This is a genomic window from Chitinophaga sp., assembly GCF_039596135.1.
Taxonomy (GTDB): Bacteria; Bacteroidota; Bacteroidia; order Chitinophagales; family Chitinophagaceae; genus Chitinophaga.
The window spans coordinates 69516-89501 of the sequence record NZ_JBCNKH010000020.1; the positions used below are offsets into that span (position 1 = coordinate 69516).

The following is a 19986-nucleotide window of genomic DNA, read 5'->3' on the forward strand; positions in this document are numbered from 1 at the left end:
AAGGAAATCATTCACTTCCCCCAAAGGCACTTGAATAATAATGAAATACTGCAGTTAAATAATGGTACAAACAAAATAGCATACGTCGTCACAGAATATCGAAAGATCAGGGATATTGTACAGAATCTTTGATATTTTAATCGGGCTATCCTTTCGTAGGTATCACTTATAATTAATGCAAATTAAAAACAAAAATCAATAAGGTTATAATTTAATACTCAATTTTTATAATGATTAATCTCATGATTGTTGTCAGCCTCAATAACTTATGAGTATTGAAATGGTAGGTACTCAGGTCATTAATAGTCGAATGCCTTAAATATGTCTCTCACCACCCGGAATTAGTCGTTAATTATATTTCCGGGGGATTATAGCCTTTGGTTCCAGGTCATCGCAAAGGAATTTCCAATAAATAGTCTATATTAATAAACCGCTTTTTCAATCCGATAGCATTTAGCATATATCAGGTTATTATTTAGCCTGCCATTTCAGAAATTTGATTGCGGAGATTTTTTTATTTTAAGTCAACATTGTATGAAAAGTGAATATAAAAATTAGAAGAATGGACTTATTTAACCAAACCATAGATAAGCATAAAAACTGGTTGCCTTATGGCGGTACCGTAAATTATTACGGAAAAATTATGACCAAAGAGCAGGCAGGTCATTACCTGAACAAATTACTAACTTCCATTGAATGGCGGAATGACGAAGCAATCATCTACGGCAAGAAAATCATTACCAAACGAAAAGTAGCCTGGTATGGCGAAAAAAGTCATGAATATACCTATTCCAACATAACAAAATATGCATTGCCCTGGACGGAAGAATTAGTGGAGTTAAAAACATTGATAGAAAAAGAAACAGGCGAAACTTTCAATTCCTGTTTGCTGAACCTGTATCATAATGGAGATGAAGGAATGGCCTGGCATAGCGATGGAGAACCCGATTTGAAAAAAAACGGAGCAATAGGTTCTTTAAGTTTCGGAGCAGAAAGAAAATTTGCTTTTAAACACAAACAAAGTAAGGAAAAAGTAGAACTGCTTTTAGAACATGGCAGTCTTTTGGTAATGAAAGATGACACACAAATGAACTGGCTTCACAGGCTTCCACCAACTAAAAAAGTAACGACACCGAGGGTGAACCTTACATTCCGTACAATCGTAGAATAAATAAGACGATGCTCCCAATATAATTATACTTTTGATAAGCTGTAAGCTACATTCAATATAGACACTCTAAATTCCATGATGATGCATAAAATAATTAAGCACGGATTTTTTACCTTTTTCTCAACGATCACCTTACTGTCGGCCCAAGCCCAGGACCCCTGGATGTTGAAAACTGATAAGGTCGATGGCCGCTATTATGGAGAAACGGTTGCTAACGGCGCAGTAGGTATAGTTACGTCGAATGAACTTTTTAAAATCCATGAACTGGTATTAGGTGGTGCATATGATTTGTACGGAAGAGGAAGCGTTAGTAATTTCCTGAAAGGGTTTAACCTGTTGGATATGCGTTTTCAGATTGATGGATCATTGAATGTTTCAGAGATGACGCAAGCGTTAAACATGCGCAACGGCTCCTTCACTACCACCTTCACTGACCCGGGGCGGGCAACTGTTACTTATACCTATTATGCACTGAGGCAATTACCCTATACCGTATTGCTGGATGTCTCCGTCAATGCAAAAAAAGATATTACTATAGACGTTGCCAATTTACTATCAGCACCAGATGCCATAAGGGATGTCAAAAACTATTTTCACCAGATTGACAGCCGCCCACACAGTCTGATCAGCTTATTGACATCTACGGGCAAAAGCCCCACCGGAAAGCTTACGATGGTAGCATCCACTACTTTTTTACTACCCGAGCCCATTGATGAACAGCCTGCATTGATCAATGAATCATGGGGCGTGAACGAAAACTCACTCAAGTTTTCAAAAAAGCTGAAAGCAGGTGAAACATATACATTCGCCCTGGCCGGTTCTACGCTTACGTCTGCACAGCATGAAGATCCTCTTAATGAAGCCGAACGCCTGACAGTCTTTGCAAAGCTGGAAGGTCGTGAACGCCTGCTCAGGTTTCATAACAAGGCCTGGGATGAGTTATGGAAAAGTGATATAGAAATTGAGGGCGATCCTCAATCCCAGCAGGACGTTCACAGCATGTTGTATCATTTATACGCATTTACGCGCGAAGGCTCTTCCCTTTCTCCATCACCCATGGGACTTAGCGGCCTTGGCTATAATGGCCATGTGTTCTGGGACACTGAGTTCTGGATGTATCCTGCTTTGTTACTACTGCATCCTGAGCTGGGCAGATCATTGTTAGAATATAGGTATCAAAGGCTGGATGCAGCTAAACGCAATGCCTTTGGCAAAGGATATAAAGGCGCCATGTACCCATGGGAAAGCGCCGCCAGTGGCGTGGAGGAGACACCTGTATGGGCGTTGTCCGGCCCCTTCGAACAACATATTTCCGCATGTGTGGCCATAGCTGCCTGGAATTATTACTGTGTATCGCAGGATAAAGATTGGCTGAAAGAAAAAGGCTGGCCTATACTGTCTGCAACGGCAGATTTCTGGGCAAGCCGTGTTGAAAGGAATGGCCCGGGGAAATATGAGATCAATAATGTGGTAGCAGCAGATGAGTGGGCTGAAAATGTAAATAATAATGCGTTTACCAACGCTGCTGCTAAAGCAAATCTGAAATACGCTACAGAAGCTGCAAAAATAATTGGTGTCACACCTGATCCTGATTGGTTAGTGGTGGCCAACAATATTCCTATTCTGACATTCGAAGATGGAGTAACCAGGGAGCATGAAACCTATAATGGGGAAAAGATCAAGCAGGTGGACGTAAACCTGCTGGCTTATCCACTCCATGAAGTGACTGCTCCGGCAGCGATTAAAAAGGACCTGGAGTACTATGAGCCCAGAGTTGGTAATGGACCAGCCATGACGCATGCTATCTTTTCAATTCTATATTCGAGGATGGGCGATGGAGAAAAAGCATTCGAGGTATTTAAAAACGGATATAAACCCAACCAACTGCCTCCATTTGGTGTACTCGCAGAAACTGCAGGTGGAACAAATCCATATTTTGCAACAGGGGCCGGTGGATTAATGCAGGCAATGCTCAATGGTTTCGGCGGACTTGAGATCACATCTAAAGGGATTATTCAGCTGAAATCGAAATTACCCGCTCAGTGGAAGTCATTAAAACTAACAGGAATAGGGGTGGAGAAAAAGACGTACCTGGTAAAGTAAAATATACTTCGACGCTACCGCTACTAAAGCCGGGATCGTTAACAAGCCAAAATAAAAGGGATTCTTCAAAACTTAAAAGCCTTCAAGTCTTTGAGACTTGAAGGCTTTTAAAATTTAGAGCGGACTACCGGGGACGGCTTTCGAACCCTTTTCCAGATAACCTGTCTGCAATTCAGGTTTTCGTCAAACATTCACAAATTTCATGTAGTTAGTCCTATTAATGATATCTGATATAGTATCGGGATAGGCATCCAAAAATACTCGCGGAATTTTAGCTTTAGCTTTTTCATTCCACTTAAACTCCCAGGCGTAAAGTTTCCCTCCTGACTCTTCAACCAGATCCACTTCCTGTTGCTGATGCGTACGCCAGAAATATGTATTCACATAATGGTTGGCATAATGGTTAGCTTTCATCCTTTCACTAACCAGGAAATTCTCAAAGAGAGCACCAATATCCTGACGTAACTCAAGAGGGGAAAAGTTCTTGATCAATGCATTCCTGATACCATTATCACAGAAATATATCTTTTTGCCTTTTTTTATTTCATTACGCAGATTACGACTAAATCCTCCTACCTGAAACACCACAAAACATTTCTCCAATAATTCGATATACCGATCAACTGTTTTGTTATCTGTGCCAATGGTTTGCCCAATTTCATTATAAGAAATTTCGCTGCCAACCTGTAATGCCAGTGCAATCAATAATCTTTCCAGTAAAGCAGGTTTACGTACATCTTGTAATGAAAGTACATCCTTAAAGAGATAATTATTAGTCAATTCAAGCAGGTTAGATTGTGCATCTGCCGGGGAATTTACAATGTCAGGGTAAAAGCCATATATCATCCGTTGTTCAAGTAGCCTACTTTCCTGTAGGAGGGAACCATTGGTTACCATTTCTGTAGTTGAGAATGGATACAAATGATATTCCCGCTTGCGACCTGTCAGTGGTTCGTTGATTTCATTTGCCAGTTCCAATGCTGAAGACCCTGTTGCAATAACCTGTACATCTTTAAAGTTATCTACAAGAAGCTTTAAGGTGAGACCAATATTGTTAACCCGTTGGGCTTCGTCTATCAGCACTAGTGTATTATTTCCTATCAATGCTTTCAATGATGTTGAACTAGCATTTGCCAGCATTGGTCTAATATCTGGCTCATCACAATTTAGATAAAGCACTTTTCTTTCCGCTTGTCCCATAATTGTCTGGAGCAAAGTGGTTTTACCCACCTGTCTTGGACCTGTAATGATAATAGCTTTCCCTTTGAAAAAATTGCTGATAATCTGGTTATATATAGCTCTTTTAATCATTTGGTAGTATTATATGGTAAATATAAGGATTTTAAACCTAGAATTATATTAAATTTTAGGTTTAAAACACCTGTATTTTATTGAAATTTAGGTTTACATATTGAGAACTAGAATAAAGGAGCTACAATAACATGTAGGAAAAAGCTCTTTTTAGACCTGGCATTCCTACCCGAATCCCGAACAAAATTCTTTTCTGCTTCAAAAGATGTTTGAGTTTTTAAAGGATAAAGGATTAAAGCATATTTTATCCGGAATGGAATACGGATGGAAATGAAAAAGCTAAAAACTAAAAAGCCCTCATAAAGGAACTCCATTTCATTTGGTAACAAATGTGGAGCAATTGCGCGGTATAGACTTTTCATCTTTGCAGTATTGATAAAACACTTCAAAAATGAAAAGTTACCTACTATTGGCCATTGCCATCTTTTATGGGATGGCATTGCATGCACAGGACAGTATGAAATGCAGTTTCTGGCATCCCGATCCACCGCATTACAAAGCTAAACAAGCCATTGAAGCAGAATCGCTCTTCCCGATGTTTTTTACAGGTGGGTACCACGCCGCCATAGGATACCGCTACAATAAATTCCGCGTTCGGGTGAGCGTTATCAATGGCGGCCACTACAATGCAGAACCCGCCGGATTGAAAAACCAAAAGGATGATTTCAAACGATTCTACAAAACATCTCCGGGTATCTTTCTGGGATATAATATCTGGAAGAACCTGGAACTCTATACATTCCTGGAAATGCACACTTTTGCCATTGAACAAAAGTCTACCGGCATTCGCCAGGATATACGGAGCAATGACTTTGGCGGGGGTATCAGCTACCAGTTTTTCTTTGGTAAATACATATACCTGCAACCTGGTCTGCACCTGTATTTGCGGGGTGATAAAACCCGCGATTTCAATGGCGTACAATACACGATACCTAATGCAGATGTTGCTCCCGTCGTCCGTATAGGCTTCAGATTATGGGAAAAACAATAAGGTGTGTATGTTGTAACTATACATGACAACTACAGATCAATCTTCTCCCGCAATGAAACAGCCATTGCATTATGCATTCCTGAGCCTGCGCAGACCCGTTGATAGTTTTACAATATTTAAGTAATCTTTTTTGTTTTTGTAAATTTATCCCACAAATTCATACGTTTTTGTGGGATGACAGATAAACAAGATCTAAAACAGCAGGTTGAAAGCCTTTGCCCCTTGAGCGATAAAGAGTGGCAGACATTTGCTACACGGCTAGAATACAGGGAGATCAAAAAAGGAGATTACGTTTTATACCAGGAGCGGGTCTGTGATTTCGTGGCATTTGTCCAATCGGGAGCTTTTGTTTATTTCCGCTCTTTGGAAAATGGAACGGAGTATACCACTGATTTCGGTTTCAACGGTGAATGGATTGGAGACATGTATAGCCGCCTGAATGGCATCCCTTCTTTTCTCAACATTAAGGCATTGGAAGATGCGGCGATATATATTTTGTATCAAAAAGACCTGGATGAATTACTTATTGCCATCCCGGCATTGGAAAAGCTGCTTCGGATACTTGTTGAAAGAGCTTTTTTGAAGATCGTCCGGCAAAGCCTGCACTTTCAGATAGTCGATGCCAAAGAACGTTACCTGAAACTGATGGAAGAATCGCCGGAAATTATGCAAAGAGTTCCCCTGTACCATATTGCCAACTATCTGGGTATCGCTCCCAAATCGCTGAGCAGGATCAGGAAAAATACGGCTAAAGGAGGACTGCCCTAACGAAACGGTATTTGACGCTTTAAAAAAATAGATCAGATGGAATTATTGGATAGAAAGGACTATGTAAAAGCAACAAGTGCGCTCAGCAAAATGACAATCAATAATCTCTTTGCCCGTTCGGTCCTAGAGGGCAAAATAACCGGAAAAGTCTATGCTGACAACAAGCTGTCGCCTACAACTTTTTACATTCTTCATCCCTATGGAATGTCGCTTTTGCTAGGCAACAGTTCTAATCACCAGTTCAATGAGCAATTCAAAAACCATGCATTGAATACCGGTAAAAATCGCCAGCGATATGAATGGATGCAGGTGTTCCCGGATAGTTGGAACCCTGTATTGGCAACACTTTTAGGAGATCAACTCGTGAAGCTGGAAGACAATGAGGAAGATCTTCAGGCGGGAATCGTAGAGTTGAATAACAGGGTAAACTTTAAATTCAATAAAGAGAAGTTCCTATTGACTAAACTAATTCAGCCCGCCGGAAATGAAGACATAGCAATCGTACAAACCGATGCTGTCCTGTTCCGCGAGATGAAAGGCAGCGTTACACCGGCCGATTTTTGGGACAGCGAACAGGACTTCCTGAAAAACGGTTTTGCTTATAGCCTGCTCTACCAGGGAAAATTGGCGGCCACGGCTTTTTCTGCCTGTTGGTTCGGAGAATTATTTGAGCTGGGTATAGAGACCAATCCCGAATTCCGAGGACAAGGGTTTGCCCGGCTGGTTTGCACGAAGTTGATCGAATTCTGCATCCAGCAAGGGTATGAACCGCTCTGGGCCTGTCGGCAGGCCAATACAGGATCATACCAACTGGCACTAAAACTGGGATTTGACGTTTCCAGCATTACCCCCTACTACCGGTTGAGCAAATAAATAAATCAACCCCGATTAATTTAGAATCAGCAGCAGCCAATAATATTGGCTGCTCAGATTATTCAAAAAAGCCAACAACTATTTCCCTAAAAATTCAGTAACTTTCCTATAACCCCAGAAAAACACCACGATATGTCATTATATAACAGGGTATTGAAAATATCCCGGGAAAAGAATGCAAGTTCATCCCAACGTTTCCTCGACCTCGTACTGGCATGCAATGCTTTTAGTGATACCACCAGACTACCTTATATTTTTGACGGTATTTCATATACTGAATACAAATCCCCTGCAATACTTGCGCAGACCCTTGCCGGCGCTAAAAAAGCCTGGGAAGAAGGTAAAGATGTGATCTTAGCTACCCATAAGGGCGATTCCATCTTCTCTCTGACACATTCAGACATTTTTGATGATACGGAACAAGATGATGCAGAATTCGCTTTCAATCTCCGCAAGCCATTACTGGGACCTGATGGCTACTTTTCATTTGACACCTTTTTCAATTTTTTTAAAACCACCATTCAGGCTTATGATGGCAAGATAGCCAGGGTATATGATTCTGAACTTGAACTGCTCATTCAGGGGCTGGATGTCAATGGCCGACCGGCTCCCCTTAACCCCATCAATAACCTGATGACACCCGGCACGTTCGATATTTTAAAAATACCAGAGGCTGTTTATTGGTTTAACTACTGGAATAAGGAACAAGTACAGCTTATTGGCGAAGAAAAATTAAACAAAGCCCCTTTTGAGGTGATTGAAAAACAAAGTGATGGCGGCTACATACTCATTACGCAAAAGGAAAACTTCAGCGCCCGCACTGAGGAGCATATAAAAAAGTTATCAGCCATATGTGCATATCTCGATCTATACACCTTACAAGAAAGTTATGAAAGTTAACACACACAGGCCTGTTCCCCCCGAACCCCGACAGACCCCGTTTTTTACCCCAGATAATGAGCGTACGCTCGCGTCAGATAATACCCCGTTTTTTGTACAAACAAAACTGAAAGTCGGCCAGGTAGATGATCCATTTGAAAAGGAAGCCGATGCGACGGCAGATAAAGTCATGCGACAGCCAGGTGAGGCGGTGCAGACAAAATGTAGTACCTGCGAAGGCCCCGAAGAGGTGCAGCGAAAAGAATCAGAAGAGGAAACCGGTATGGAAATGGATGATATCGAACATCAGTTAAGTGCATCTGCCGGTAAGGGCGCACAGCTGCCTGACGATGTGCGTGCACAAATGGAACAGGGCTTTGGCACTGACTTTAGCAGCGTGCGTGTGCATGACAACAGCACAGCGCATCAGATGAATAAAGGTCTGGGAGCACAGGCTTTTACACATGGTAGTGATATCTATTTCAATGCCGGGAAATTTGATCCCGGTAGTAAAACTGGCCAACATCTATTGGCGCATGAATTGACGCACGTCATTCAGCAGGAAGGTGGGGAGGAAAACATTCAGCGGGAATGCGATCCTGCCGTAAGCTCCTGCCCTCCTGTAGCAGGACCTCCCGCACCAGCTACAACGGCTACTCCCGTATCTGGACCGCCCTCACCTGCTACACCCGTATTGGCAAGAGTACAACCTATTTCTGAAGCTGACCGCGCCACCTTGCAACAATCTTTTTCCGGTGCCCCGCTCCTGAATTATATCAATCAGCGGGATACAAAACGACAGGAACTGGCAGAAAAAAACAGCGAGCTGATCACGATCCGACCAGAACATGGTATGCCTGAAGAAGGTAGTGCATTACAGGCCCGGATTGCCCAGCTGGATACAGAAATTGAAGCTTTAAATAACGATATCCTGCGGTTGGACAACCTGGTACAGGTAGGTTTAGAAGAGCTGGGACTGACAGAAGAAAGTCAGCTGGTGACATTGGTAAATGTAACTTTCCCTGAACTATTCATCCGCCGTGCAAAGGAAATTGCTAAAACAGAACTTGACAGGAATAAAGCTATTGTAGAAGCAGAGGCAGATCGCTATGGTTATCGTGCCTGCGTAGACAGTGCTGAGCGGACGGGGTTGATAACTGCTGCCCAGGATCTGGTACGTAGACAGAATGATATTGCCCAGATGGAAAGTATCCTGGCTCAGATCAGCAGAGATGCGCCTTCCGGTGGTGTTCCTTCACCTGAATCAATGGGTTCTAACTATTACGATTATATCCATTACCCTGAGCGTATTGAGGCCGCCAGGAGGGAGTTACAACAGGTGAAAGGAGGATACCTGCTTCGTTATCCGATCCTGGCCAGGCCTAACCTTGACCTGAATGTCATTGCATCAGGTAATGAGGCGGCTGTAGGTGATGCCATCAATGGTGAGGTGACTACCCTGATATCGAATATTGATGCTACTAAAGAAAATATAGACAATGGTCGCCTGAAGGTATGGAACCTGCGCAATATTATGGAAATGACCGCCGCTGACCTGGGCGCAGATGAAAATCCGGACCTGATGGCGGCAGTAAACAGGCATGTTGTACAGGAAGTATCTGACGAAGCGGCTATGCAAATGGCCCTGACAGCGTTGGCTATTACAGCAGCTATTGTAGCTACCGTAGCCACAGCAGGTGGGGCAGCAGTAGTTGCAGCTGGTGCCGCAGGTGTTGGGTTGGGCTTAAGTATTGGAGAAGCGGCAAATAGTGTACAACAATACCTGGCAGAGTCCAGGGCCTCCGATGTTGCATTGGATCCTGCTATGGCAGATATTTCGGCAAATGATCCTGATCTGACCTGGGTAGTGATGGCTTTTGTGGGAGTGATACTTGATGTGGCGCAGGTAAGGTCTGTTTTTAATGCGGTGAAGGGCGCCGCCCGTGGCCTCAGAACGGCAGAAGATGTGACCCGCATGGGACAACTGGCAAGAGCTGCGGGCGCTTCGGGCGTAGCTGCCGAAAGATTGGTAACGGCTGGCTCCAACCAGCTACTGAGACTGGGATTGAGAGAAGCTGCTGAGCAGGTAGCATCGGCAGTTGCACTTCAGGCCATCGCCAATGAATTTATGGGGGATGAGGAGACTGAACTGGATATTGAAACCGTAAGGGTAGATCTGCCAGAAGCTGCGCATGATGATGCGGGAACGCCCGATGTTTCCCGCATACCGACACCGATCCCGCCGGGAACGCCTTATGGGCAGTCATATGGGCCTGAGTTTGAATCGAGGATAGAAGGGATGATGCGAAGAGGCACTTTAGGCAATCTGCCACCGATGGATCATGTAATCTATGGGCAGTACAACAGGTCAGGTCACGGTATTGATCTCATAGGATTCAGAATCCATCCCGAAACGGGCGTGATCTATATGTATCGTATTGAAGTAAAAGGAGGCAGGGCTCCGGATCTGGGAAGAACCCGCAGAGGTCCGCAAATGGGACAGGAATGGACTGCAAACGCCATTCAACAAATGATGGATCATCCGAGATTACGTGGTCTGATAGAAAGAAAGCTGGGCTATTCAGTTGGTGCATCAGCAGATCCTGCGATAAGGCAGCGGATATTAAGGAGATTGAGAACTGCGCCTAGCTTTATAGTTGCTCATAGTTCGGCATTTTTGGGAAGGTTGGGAGCTACCCTGGGGGGAATGAGAAGCAGGGGAAGCGTGCATGCGCCAAGAAGGATTATCAGGGTACCATGATTTTTTTCCTATAACTAACCCCACTTTAATGCGCAAAAAAGCCCATTTATTCTTATTGTTATGCGTCGTCGCCTGTCATGCAAACAGGCCAGATCATCGCACTAAAATGGATGCTGTAAAAAAAGAAGATAATAGTCCTAAAATTTTGATAGATAGTGCAGCTAATGCTGTCTATACTGAAAATGAGTTGGAAGATTTCTCAAAACGGTACCCGGTATTAATTGATGAAATTTCATCAAGCCCGGAAGTGGCCTATGCAAACCTTAGGTGTCATCCAACACAGGAAGATGCCGGTTTTAATAGTGAAGCAGGGCAGGATGGATTCTATCTCATCTATAGTTATTTTTTGAAGAAGAAGAATGTTGGGCAGGGTCAGAGAAGAGAAAGATTGCTTAAGTTGTACAGATCTATTAATGAAATCTATGGAGAATTAGCACAGGGAGGAACGTATTTTGGGCATCAATTCAATAGGATACCGGCTTTTGTTGAATATGATCTTTATTGTTTAGCACCAGCGGATAGTTCACTGATCTATAAAAATATAAAGTCATTATATATAGGTTTGTTTAAAGAAGAAATTAAGAATACGGTATCAGAAGATAATGAACTTGGTCCTGCTACAGAGAAAAAATTACTTAAAGAGGTGGATAAGTTAGCGCTCCTGATCACAGATTATACAGACCTGATGTTGGTGCGCAAATTTCAATATTCACATTATTAATAGTTATTGTGCAATAATCTTTCCAGTAAAACAAAGTTACGTAAAGTACCTCCTTAAAGAGGTAATTATTAGTCATTCAGGCAGGTTACGGGTAATTTACAATATCAGGGTAAAAGCCATATATCATCCAGAAATCCAGTTTTTTTTACTATTTCAGACCTCTCTGATCCTGAAAAAATATGTATCTTACTGATCATAAGATTTTAAAATGAACCATTGTTTCCCGTTGCCTATACTCACTGGTATTTTGTTAGGTATCCCGCTGTTTTCCACGAGCCAGACCCTCTCTGCGGGTCCCAGCTTCGATGTGAATAATTTTCACTGGTCCATTGCTGGCAACGAGCAGGGACAATCCCCCAACATACTCTCAGAGTTAAAATTTAAAAACATTATTACACTGGGCTTTTTTGCAGGCGGCACCTGCAACGTTACTAACCGTCTCCGGCTGGAAGCATACTACCAGCGGAATGGCGTGCTGAATGGCCACGGTACTGATACTGACTATGAAAACGACAATCGCACTAATCCTACCTTTCAGCAGCCGTTTGAAAGTGACAAAGGCTATCTGTCTGTTTTCAGCGCAGGTGCGGACTACACCCTTCTACAAAGGCGTTCGTTAAGTGTGAGTGCAGGTGCTGCGTATAAAAATACCAGTCAGCAATTTTACCTCCTCAGCCAGGACTTACCAGACTTAAAGAGCACATATACCGCCCGATGGCGGGGACCTGCTATTAAAATACGGGGTAATTATAAATGCACACGATCATTATCAGCGGAAATTAGTATCGCATATACAAACCTCTGGTATAGGGGCACGGCCAACTGGAATATGATTGCAGCTTTCATGCACCCGGTAAGTTTTGTGCAGACAGCCAAAGGATATGGTATGGAATATCGTGTGCAGGGTAATTACGCGATCAATAGTTATCTCACCGGCACACTCGCTCTTATGGCAGGCAACACCAGTATTTCCAGGGGAACAGATATTACATATCTTACAACCGGCAACCAACTGCGCACGCAATTCAACGGTGCTAAGAATGATAACTATAATATCACGCTGGGCATAACCCTACAACTCAGCCATTACGCCACCATAAAAAGGAAAAGCCGGTCATCATAACCGGCATTGTTCACTTCGTTTCAAGCTTGTATTTAATGGTAATACCGGGTGACACAGCCGTATTAAATAATACTAAACTAGCCTCCGGAGAATAGGTTACCTTACCAAATAAATCCGTTCTCAGATGGTTTTCCTTGTCGTAAAAATAAATACTGTCATTCGTTAGTTTCAGTGCAATTACAGAATCTGCGGTGACTGTATACGCAAAATCTGCCTGGATATTTGACTGAACACGGTAAATAGCAAACTCACTTTTACTCACCAGCGTAGAGTTAGCTAACCATGTAAATACATTGCCGTTTTCAATCTTGCTAAACGCTTCTGCATTGCCAGCTTTGATAGAATCTTCCCGCCAGTTGAAGCTGGAGGAGTAGGTCAGCGGATCTATTACCCTAGTATCTCCATCATCCTTTTTATCACAGGATTGAAATAACAATAAGGCTGCAACAGGAAATAACAAATTAATAAAGCATTTCATCCGTAGAAAATTTAAGTTTTGGTTTATAAAAAAATTGAGAAGAAGACTACTTGTCTGCAGCCTTCTTCTCAATTATTGCCGGTTAAGGACAGGTAAACTTGCCTAAATCATTTGTAATTCTACAGCAGTTTGGCGGTGTAGGATTACCATTATTCAAATAAGCCTGTAAGTCGAGCCTTTCTGAAGCTGTCATCACAGTATTGTCTGACTTATACACTACCGGTGCCAGTTCAGCATATACATCTGACCGGGCTATATAAGGCAGGTAGAAGTAGTTAATCCATGATCTGTCACTGGCAGATACGGTACTTCCCTGTGTGATAGAAGAACCATCAAGTTTGGTGTACATAGGTAAACTGGTATTGTTTACGATGGATGTACTGGAGGTATAGGAACTATATCCCATTACAGAAGTAAAATCGTAAGCCCCCACCTGATAGTAGTTGGTAGATGGAATTGCGAATTGTGCCTGACCGGAAGCAGTAAGGTTTGATGTATTGACAGTGACATAAGAATTTCTGTCAATACGGGTAGCCTCATGTCTTAAACCAAGTGCATGGCAGATCTCATGAATGATAACGTGATTATCCCATCCATAAAAAGCAAAGTCGGCCAGATTGATGCGTTGTACACCACCTACTCTACCCAGGTAAGAATTACTTACATCTGCACCGTCAGTAGACCAGAACTCAATGTTAGGATAAGTGAATCCATAAGTCGGGTCCACCAGTGGTTCGCAGGTAGCATTGTAAAATCTTACATTGGTAGATGCCTCCATTTCCTGCAAAGCAGATTGAATGACTTGTTTTTCGTAAGTTGTCAGATTAGATCCGTAAATGATCCTGACCATTGCCCATAGATTATAAGCGGTAGGATAAATACTGAATGCTCTTGGGATGGCGCGATTGCCATTCGGATCAACAAACGGTACATTAAAAGCAGGATGTTCATTTTTTACAGCGCCAATATAATCGGGTTTACTTGGCTGTAATTGTCCGTAAGTGTCGAGATTTTTTAATTGGGTTTCACTGAGAAGAATGTCCCCTTCCCAGAAATAGTTAGCCCCCTTTTTCTCTACCACCACACCGGATTTCAGGGTGATTAGGCCGTCTTTTTGGAGCTCTTTCTGATTAGCTTCATGATCCTTCGTACAGGATGCAAAAGACAAAGCGCATAACAGTGAAATTGCTTTCAGATAATTAATAGGCTTCATGGTAAAAGTTAAATTGGTTAAGGGAAAGACGTTGGGTTTATTCCGTCTTGTTTAGGTTGAAAAAATATAGGTTAATAATTAATACGGGTTTAACATATTTGATTGTACAATAGCTATCAGTACTCAATGTTGTTAACCTAAGTTAGTCAAATATTTCTGATATTAACAATTATATTTTTCCAATTACTGCTACTTCACATATGTGTCAGATCCCTTTGCCAATTTTTCCAATAAGATTTAACGATCCCATTCAGTAGTTAATCGTTTCAAACAGGATAATTGTTACAATTGCCATTGATTTTTTACCAGATCTTTAATCTTTTGACTTGAAAACTTTAACGCCTGCAAACGAATTTAGATCCGGTTTGCAGGTAAATGTTTATAACAATCTTATATTTAAACATATTTATTTGATAATGAATTAAATACGAATTTACTTTCGAACACCTGCTATTTCATACACCTGACCAATTCTACACCCACAATTTTTATCTTTGCAGAACAATAAACCCAAAATGGAAGTAGCAACAGAAATATTCATAGCATCAGCAAGGACAATTTGTCCCAAATTATCTACTGATGAGCTATCGCTGTTTGCATCAAAACTTGTATTCCAGGAATTAAAAAAGAAAGAGATTTTTCTGCAAGCCGGCAAAGTGCAAAATGCAATAGGTTTTATTGCAGCAGGTTTGGTACGTTCTTTTTATATCGACGACAACGGGAACGAAATAACAGTTGGCTTTTATAAGGAAGGTGATTATGCCACACACTATCCTGCCTTTATTACCAGACAAAAAAGCCGTTATACCATTCAATGTTTAGAGCCAACACAAATGTTATGTCTTACTTACGAAGACCAGCAATGGATATACCAACAGTCTGGTGGCTTTGAACGATATAGCCGTTTGATTGTTGAAGAAATTTTGAAGCGGCAACAGGCCCGTATTGAAAGCTTCATTTTTGAAACAGCAGAGCAGCGTTACCTGAATTTCATAAAAAATCACGCCGGTTTGTTCAACAGAATCTCACTATCCCACCTTTGTAGTTTTTTGGGTATAGAACGCCAATCCCTTACCCGCATCCGCCAAAAATTATCGCACCAATAATATTTTGACACATTTGAGTCAGGTGCCCCCTTGATTTGTTTTGCAGCTTTGTGTTATCAAACTAAAACGATACACAATGGCAAAGAACATATTACTTATCCTCGGTCATCCATCCAAAAAATCTTTTAATAAAGCACTGCTGGATGCTTACCAGAAAGGCGCCGAAAGTGTTGGTGCCACCTGCAAAACCATTTACATCTCCGACCTGAATTTTGACGTAAACCTTGCCGACGGCTATAAAACCGGGAAAACCGACCAATTGGAAGCAGACCTGGTGGCAGCCCAAAAACTATTTCAATGGGCCAACCATGTAGTATTCGTATTTCCCAACTGGTGGGGCGCTATGCCTGCAATCACGAAGGGATTTATTGACAGGCTTTTTCTTCCCGGCTTTGCCTTTAAAAATCATTCAGGCAAAAATTTTCCCGAACAATTACTGAAAGGAAAAAGCATGAGAATATTAGTAACCATGGACACCCCTAAGTTCTGGTTCTACCTTGTTCACAGAGCTTCGCTTTATCGCATTCTCAAAAAAGTTGTATTTGGTTATGTTGGCTTTAAGCCCATCAGCTTTTCCACTTTCGGATTTATGAGAAAATCAACCGATGTACAAAGAAATAAATGGTTAAGCAAAACAGAGATTTTAGGCAAACAATTTATATAAATCATTTTCTAACAAATTAAACATCATGAAAAACACAACAACCCACATCAATCCCAAAAAAGGTTTCAGGATTCACCTGCTGGTTTTCCTGTTAGTTACCCCCATCATCTGGCTGGTATGGTACATCACCGACAGAACTTATCCCTGGCCATTATGGAGCACTCCTGCATGGGCAATAGGCATACTGTTCCACTATCTCGGAGTATATGTTTTCAAACAATCAGCTAACAAATAAAATTTTGTCAATCATGAATCAGCAACAAACAACTTTCAGACGCATCGTAACAGGTCATAATGCTGACAACAAAGCCATTATCGTATCAGATGCGCCGCCTGTGTTCACACAATTAATCGGCGGCCCCGGTGGACCAACCTTCTTTGAAGTGTGGAATACGATAGAAACACCTGCACTTATCCATCCTCAACCAGATGAATTAGATGAAACCAAATTAGTGCTGGCGCCACCTAAAAACGGAACCCGTATCCGGGTAATTGAATTTCCTCCTGAAGGAGATGAAATAAAAAAACTCACCGGGGTAACTGCAGCAGAAAAATTTAAAACAATGGGCGGCGAACAGGCTTCCACTTCATCTGAAGCAGGAGCGCCACACCCGCTCATGCACCGCACACAAACTGTGGACTACGGAATTGTACTGGAAGGAGAAATTACCATGATACTTGACCGTGGAGAAACAACCATCAAAGCCGGAGATATCGTCATCCAAAATGGCACCAACCATGCATGGGCAAACCGCTCTGGAAAAATATGCCGGATGGCCTTTGTACTTATTGACGGACAATTCACTTTTTAAAATAAATTTTATGCGTATCAAACCATTATCACCCGATACACTCAGCACAGAACTGCGCGCTGTTCACAATGAAATAGCCAACCTTGTTGGTCACAGCCAAAGCCAGGTAAACATGATAGATGCCAACGGCGCATTACTCGGTCCCTTTGCCCCCATGCTTCATTTTCCACAGTTTGGTATTCCGGCTTTGAGTTTTTTAAGAACACTTGATATGAATGCCTCTCTGGCAAAGGATGTAAGGGAAGTGGCGATACTTACTGTAGGCGGCGCTTACGGAGCTAAGTTCGAGCTATATGCACACGAAATAATGGCTGCGGCATTTGGTCTCTCTCCTTCAACCATTGCAACATTGGCCGCAGGCGGAAGGCCGAATGAACTGAATGCACAGCAGACCATTGCTCATGACGTTGCCCGGGCATTGGTGACTGGCCGCATTGTTCCCGATTCAACTTACAAACAAGCTGTGATGATGTTAGGAAAAGAAGGCGCAGGAGAATTAATATTTCTCATCGGTGGGTATTGTTTAATAGCAATGGTATTGAACGGGTTTGACATGCCTGCACCGGATAATAACAACGATCTCTAAACAAATTTCATAACAATAAAAATCAAACAAAAATGAAACAGTTAACAAACAAAGTCGCCATTGTAACAGGCGCAAATCAGGGTATTGGTTTTGCCATTACCAGGAAATTAAAAGAACAGGGCGCTAAAGTGTATGCATTCGACATCAGGGAAGATGCAGACTACGGTGAGGGAATCACTTTCATTAAAGTTGATGTAGCCAGGGAAGCTGAATGGAAAACCGCAGTAGCACAGGTGTTGAAAGCAGAAGATCGCATAGATATTCTGGTAAACAATGCTGGTGTAATTTCTTACACGCCCATCCATGAAATTGAAATGGAAGAGTGGAACCGCCTGATCAGCATTGACCAGACAGGTGTTCTTCTGGGAATGAAACATACTATTCCGCAAATGATGAAACAGCAATCCGGCACTATCATCAATGTTTCTTCTATCTGGGGCTCAGTAGCCGCTGCCGGTGTAGTTGCCTATAATGCTGCTAAAGGTGCTGTGATACTGATGTCGAAAAACGCTGCCCTGACCTACGCCAAAGATGGCATTCGTGTAAATGCAGTTAGTCCTGGTTTCATCGAATCTCCCCTTACCGATGCACAGGATGCTGATCTCAACAAATGGGTAATTGATCAAACGCCTATGAAGAGAGCAGGAAAGCCAGAAGAAATTGCCAATGGCGTTGCATTTCTGGCAAGTGATGAAGCAAGTTTTGTAACAGGTACCACGCTGGCAATTGATGGAGGCTTTCTTGCACAATAAAACCCGCCGTAATAAAAAGCAGGTTGTAACAATTATTATAAACAATCAAAATTTAAATAAAATGAAACAAACAGTTTTATCGCTGCTATCTGCAGCAATGACCATCTTCTCATCAGCATCATGTCAAAAAAATGAGCCTATTATAGCGAAAACAAACACCTACGTATTAGTACATGGTGCATGGCAGGCTCCTTATGTATGGAACGCTGTACGCACCAATCTTGAAAGTAAGGGCAACAAAGTGATTGTTGTGGAATTGCCCGGCCATGGCACAGACCAAACGCCAACTTACCAATTATCGCTGGATGTATACCGTGACAAAGTAGTTGACGCCATTTCAAAGATAGATGGAAAAGTAATTCTGGTAGGCCACAGCATGGGTGGCATGGTGATAACCAGTGTGGCGGAAAAAATTCCTGACAGGATCAGTAAGCTGGTTTATATCGGAGCTTTTCTTCCGGCTAATGGGCAAGCCCTAACTGAGTTGGCTTTTTCTGATCCGGATTCAAAGCTTGGACCGTTGCTAATTGAGTCGGCCGATAAATTGACCCTGGATGTAAAAGCCGATAGCCTCACATATCTCTTTATCAATGATGGCAATACTGCCACAAAACAACAGGTGATAGATAACTACCGTGCTGAGCCAGCAATACCATTTACTAACAAGGTTGCACTAACTAATGAAAATTTTGGTGCAGTAAGCAAGGTGTATATCAAAACGCTACAGGACGTTGTGATTTCTCCAGGCTTGCAGGATAGAATGATAGCTGCAGCAGGAATAAACACAGTTTACACTGTAAACACAAGCCATTCACCGTTTTTATCGCAGCCGGGAGAAGTATCAGATTTGTTGCTTAAAATCGGGCTTTAGTTTATAAAATGGAACGATCAATTGATTCCCAATCGATCGTTCTTTTCTTATTATAACGACGCAATATTAAGTAATTTTAAAAGTAAAAAAATGAAAGCACTCATCATCGGTGCCACCGGGGCTACCGGAAAAGATCTTGTAAAAAATTTATTGCAGGATGCTTTTTATTCAGAAGTGGTAATTTTTGTCAGGCGTACAAGCGGAATAGCCCATCCTAACCTGAAAGAAATAATTATCGACTTTGATAAACCGGGAGAAGTTGCAGAACTTGTCAATGGCGATGTTTTGTTCTCCTGCCTGGGAACTACTTTAAAAACAGCCGGTTCCAAAGAAAAACAGTGGCATATTGATTATGAAATTCCATTGCAGTTTGCTGAAACAGCGAAACGAAATGGGGTGTCACACATGGTACTGTTATCTGCATACGGTGCGTCTGTTACCAGCAGGGTGTTTTATTCTAAACTAAAAGGAAAACTGGAAGATGCAATTTCAGAATTAGGCTTTTACAATTACATCATCTTCAGACCTGGATTATTGTTACGAAAAGATACAGACAGAGCAGGAGAACGAATAAGCGCCGTTTTGATATCGTTATTAAATTGGTTGGGAATAATTAAAAAATTTAAGCCAATGCCTACTGCTATACTTGCAGAAAAGCTGTCGAAAGCACCCAAAGTTTTTTCACAGGGGAAACACGTAATAGAGCTGGATAAAATTTTTTCGTTTTAATAAGCAGAAAACGATTCAGGGATTCCCTTTGCTTATACAAAAAAAATAAGTATCTTCTCTAAAAGAAAGGTCAA

20 protein-coding genes are annotated in these 19986 nt (G+C 42.0%); 17 read left to right on the forward strand and 3 right to left on the reverse strand.

Annotated elements, in window-relative coordinates:
• Nucleotides 1–562 precede the first annotated feature (562 nt).
• Together ABDW16_RS14165 and ABDW16_RS14170 are read left to right on the forward strand one after the other, a co-directional pair.
• On the forward strand, nt 563–1171 hold the full coding sequence (locus tag ABDW16_RS14165; protein WP_343670554.1) for an alpha-ketoglutarate-dependent dioxygenase AlkB: 609 nt from the start codon (nt 563–565) through the stop codon (nt 1169–1171).
• A 162-nt stretch (nt 1172–1333) separates the two neighbouring features.
• On the forward strand, nt 1334–3274 hold the full coding sequence (locus ABDW16_RS14170; RefSeq protein ID WP_343670555.1) for a glycoside hydrolase family 65 protein: 1941 nt from the start codon (nt 1334–1336) through the stop codon (nt 3272–3274).
• A gap of 183 nt (nt 3275–3457) precedes the next feature.
• Here ABDW16_RS14170 and ABDW16_RS14175 read toward each other — a convergent pair whose 3' ends face one another.
• A complete protein-coding gene (locus ABDW16_RS14175; RefSeq protein ID WP_343670556.1) occupies nt 3458–4585 on the reverse strand; it encodes an ATP-binding protein in 1128 nt (375 codons plus the stop codon).
• A 391-nt stretch (nt 4586–4976) separates the two neighbouring features.
• On the opposite strand from ABDW16_RS14175, the gene ABDW16_RS14180 reads away from it, so the two are divergent.
• The 7 genes from ABDW16_RS14180 to ABDW16_RS14210 all read left to right on the forward strand — a co-directional run bounded on the left by ABDW16_RS14180 (nt 4977) and on the right by ABDW16_RS14210 (nt 12701).
• Entirely contained in the window at nt 4977–5576 is a 600-nt protein-coding gene (locus tag ABDW16_RS14180; protein WP_343670557.1) for a hypothetical protein, read from the forward strand.
• Nucleotides 5577–5750: 174 nt separating this feature from the next.
• The gene (locus ABDW16_RS14185; protein ID WP_343670559.1) at nt 5751–6344 is read left to right on the forward strand and encodes a Crp/Fnr family transcriptional regulator; all 594 of its coding nucleotides are present in this window, start codon (nt 5751–5753) and stop codon (nt 6342–6344) included.
• 36 nt (nt 6345–6380) lie between these two features.
• Nucleotides 6381–7217 (forward strand): GNAT family N-acetyltransferase, encoded by an 837-nt coding sequence (locus tag ABDW16_RS14190; RefSeq protein ID WP_343670560.1) that lies wholly within the window; start codon nt 6381–6383, stop codon nt 7215–7217.
• Between the two features lie 132 nt (nt 7218–7349).
• Nucleotides 7350–8117, forward strand: coding sequence for a hypothetical protein (locus tag ABDW16_RS14195; protein WP_343670561.1), 768 nt, complete (start codon nt 7350–7352; stop codon nt 8115–8117).
• Nucleotides 8107–10857 carry a DUF4157 domain-containing protein gene (locus ABDW16_RS14200; protein WP_343670562.1) on the forward strand — a complete coding sequence of 917 codons (2751 nt, stop codon included), beginning with the start codon at nt 8107–8109 and terminating at the stop codon, nt 10855–10857. Before ABDW16_RS14195 ends, ABDW16_RS14200 begins: the two co-directional genes overlap by 11 nt.
• Nucleotides 10858–10885: 28 nt before the next feature.
• Nucleotides 10886–11578: a hypothetical protein gene (locus tag ABDW16_RS14205; RefSeq protein WP_343670563.1), complete on the forward strand. Its 693-nt coding sequence runs from the start codon at nt 10886–10888 to the stop codon at nt 11576–11578.
• Nucleotides 11579–11786: 208 nt separating this feature from the next.
• Nucleotides 11787–12701 carry a hypothetical protein gene (locus ABDW16_RS14210; RefSeq protein WP_343670564.1) on the forward strand — a complete coding sequence of 305 codons (915 nt, stop codon included), beginning with the start codon at nt 11787–11789 and terminating at the stop codon, nt 12699–12701.
• A gap of 10 nt (nt 12702–12711) precedes the next feature.
• Here ABDW16_RS14210 and ABDW16_RS14215 read toward each other — a convergent pair whose 3' ends face one another.
• Nucleotides 12712–13179, reverse strand: a complete 468-nt coding sequence (locus ABDW16_RS14215; protein WP_343670565.1) for a hypothetical protein — start codon at nt 13177–13179, stop codon at nt 12712–12714.
• Between the two features lie 82 nt (nt 13180–13261).
• Nucleotides 13262–14392 (reverse strand): M12 family metallopeptidase, encoded by a 1131-nt coding sequence (locus ABDW16_RS14220; protein WP_343670566.1) that lies wholly within the window; start codon nt 14390–14392, stop codon nt 13262–13264.
• Nucleotides 14393–14907: 515 nt separating this feature from the next.
• Between ABDW16_RS14220 and ABDW16_RS14225 the strand changes: the two genes are divergently transcribed.
• The 8 genes from ABDW16_RS14225 (at nt 14908) to ABDW16_RS14260 (ending at nt 19912) form a co-directional block, all read left to right on the forward strand.
• Nucleotides 14908–15498, forward strand: coding sequence for a Crp/Fnr family transcriptional regulator (locus ABDW16_RS14225; RefSeq protein ID WP_343670567.1), 591 nt, complete (start codon nt 14908–14910; stop codon nt 15496–15498).
• 76 nt (nt 15499–15574) lie between these two features.
• Complete coding sequence (locus ABDW16_RS14230; RefSeq protein ID WP_343670568.1) at nt 15575–16162, forward strand: NAD(P)H-dependent oxidoreductase; 588 nt, start codon at nt 15575–15577, stop codon at nt 16160–16162.
• 25 nt (nt 16163–16187) lie between these two features.
• Complete coding sequence (locus tag ABDW16_RS14235) at nt 16188–16397, forward strand: 2TM domain-containing protein (protein WP_343670569.1); 210 nt, start codon at nt 16188–16190, stop codon at nt 16395–16397.
• Nucleotides 16398–16410: 13 nt separating this feature from the next.
• On the forward strand, nt 16411–16974 hold the full coding sequence (locus ABDW16_RS14240) for a cupin domain-containing protein (protein WP_343670570.1): 564 nt from the start codon (nt 16411–16413) through the stop codon (nt 16972–16974).
• A gap of 10 nt (nt 16975–16984) precedes the next feature.
• Nucleotides 16985–17560 carry a hypothetical protein gene (locus tag ABDW16_RS14245; RefSeq protein ID WP_343670571.1) on the forward strand — a complete coding sequence of 192 codons (576 nt, stop codon included), beginning with the start codon at nt 16985–16987 and terminating at the stop codon, nt 17558–17560.
• A gap of 32 nt (nt 17561–17592) precedes the next feature.
• Nucleotides 17593–18312 (forward strand): SDR family NAD(P)-dependent oxidoreductase, encoded by a 720-nt coding sequence (locus tag ABDW16_RS14250; RefSeq protein WP_343670572.1) that lies wholly within the window; start codon nt 17593–17595, stop codon nt 18310–18312.
• Between the two features lie 61 nt (nt 18313–18373).
• Nucleotides 18374–19183 (forward strand): alpha/beta fold hydrolase, encoded by an 810-nt coding sequence (locus tag ABDW16_RS14255; protein ID WP_343670573.1) that lies wholly within the window; start codon nt 18374–18376, stop codon nt 19181–19183.
• Between the two features lie 90 nt (nt 19184–19273).
• Nucleotides 19274–19912: an NAD(P)H-binding protein gene (locus ABDW16_RS14260; RefSeq protein WP_343670575.1), complete on the forward strand. Its 639-nt coding sequence runs from the start codon at nt 19274–19276 to the stop codon at nt 19910–19912.
• Nucleotides 19913–19986 lie beyond the last annotated feature (74 nt).

What these genes read in the sequence shown, in the direction of transcription:
- ABDW16_RS14215 (WP_343670565.1), bottom strand. Translation starts at nt 13,179, where the DNA reads ATGAAATGCTTTATTAATTTGTTATTTCCTGTTGCAGCCTTATTGTTA.
- ABDW16_RS14185 (WP_343670559.1), top strand. Translation starts at nt 5,751, where the DNA reads ATGACAGATAAACAAGATCTAAAACAGCAGGTTGAAAGCCTTTGCCCC.
- ABDW16_RS14235 (WP_343670569.1), top strand. Translation starts at nt 16,188, where the DNA reads ATGAAAAACACAACAACCCACATCAATCCCAAAAAAGGTTTCAGGATT.
- ABDW16_RS14250 (WP_343670572.1), top strand. Translation starts at nt 17,593, where the DNA reads ATGAAACAGTTAACAAACAAAGTCGCCATTGTAACAGGCGCAAATCAG.
- ABDW16_RS14200 (WP_343670562.1), top strand. Translation starts at nt 8,107, where the DNA reads ATGAAAGTTAACACACACAGGCCTGTTCCCCCCGAACCCCGACAGACC.
- ABDW16_RS14240 (WP_343670570.1), top strand. Translation starts at nt 16,411, where the DNA reads ATGAATCAGCAACAAACAACTTTCAGACGCATCGTAACAGGTCATAAT.
- ABDW16_RS14175 (WP_343670556.1), bottom strand. Translation starts at nt 4,585, where the DNA reads ATGATTAAAAGAGCTATATATAACCAGATTATCAGCAATTTTTTCAAA.
- ABDW16_RS14205 (WP_343670563.1), top strand. Translation starts at nt 10,886, where the DNA reads ATGCGCAAAAAAGCCCATTTATTCTTATTGTTATGCGTCGTCGCCTGT.
- ABDW16_RS14255 (WP_343670573.1), top strand. Translation starts at nt 18,374, where the DNA reads ATGAAACAAACAGTTTTATCGCTGCTATCTGCAGCAATGACCATCTTC.
- ABDW16_RS14210 (WP_343670564.1), top strand. Translation starts at nt 11,787, where the DNA reads ATGAACCATTGTTTCCCGTTGCCTATACTCACTGGTATTTTGTTAGGT.
- ABDW16_RS14230 (WP_343670568.1), top strand. Translation starts at nt 15,575, where the DNA reads ATGGCAAAGAACATATTACTTATCCTCGGTCATCCATCCAAAAAATCT.
- ABDW16_RS14190 (WP_343670560.1), top strand. Translation starts at nt 6,381, where the DNA reads ATGGAATTATTGGATAGAAAGGACTATGTAAAAGCAACAAGTGCGCTC.
- ABDW16_RS14165 (WP_343670554.1), top strand. Translation starts at nt 563, where the DNA reads ATGGACTTATTTAACCAAACCATAGATAAGCATAAAAACTGGTTGCCT.
- ABDW16_RS14225 (WP_343670567.1), top strand. Translation starts at nt 14,908, where the DNA reads ATGGAAGTAGCAACAGAAATATTCATAGCATCAGCAAGGACAATTTGT.
- ABDW16_RS14180 (WP_343670557.1), top strand. Translation starts at nt 4,977, where the DNA reads ATGAAAAGTTACCTACTATTGGCCATTGCCATCTTTTATGGGATGGCA.
- ABDW16_RS14245 (WP_343670571.1), top strand. Translation starts at nt 16,985, where the DNA reads ATGCGTATCAAACCATTATCACCCGATACACTCAGCACAGAACTGCGC.
- ABDW16_RS14195 (WP_343670561.1), top strand. Translation starts at nt 7,350, where the DNA reads ATGTCATTATATAACAGGGTATTGAAAATATCCCGGGAAAAGAATGCA.
- ABDW16_RS14220 (WP_343670566.1), bottom strand. Translation starts at nt 14,392, where the DNA reads ATGAAGCCTATTAATTATCTGAAAGCAATTTCACTGTTATGCGCTTTG.
- ABDW16_RS14260 (WP_343670575.1), top strand. Translation starts at nt 19,274, where the DNA reads ATGAAAGCACTCATCATCGGTGCCACCGGGGCTACCGGAAAAGATCTT.
- ABDW16_RS14170 (WP_343670555.1), top strand. Translation starts at nt 1,334, where the DNA reads ATGTTGAAAACTGATAAGGTCGATGGCCGCTATTATGGAGAAACGGTT.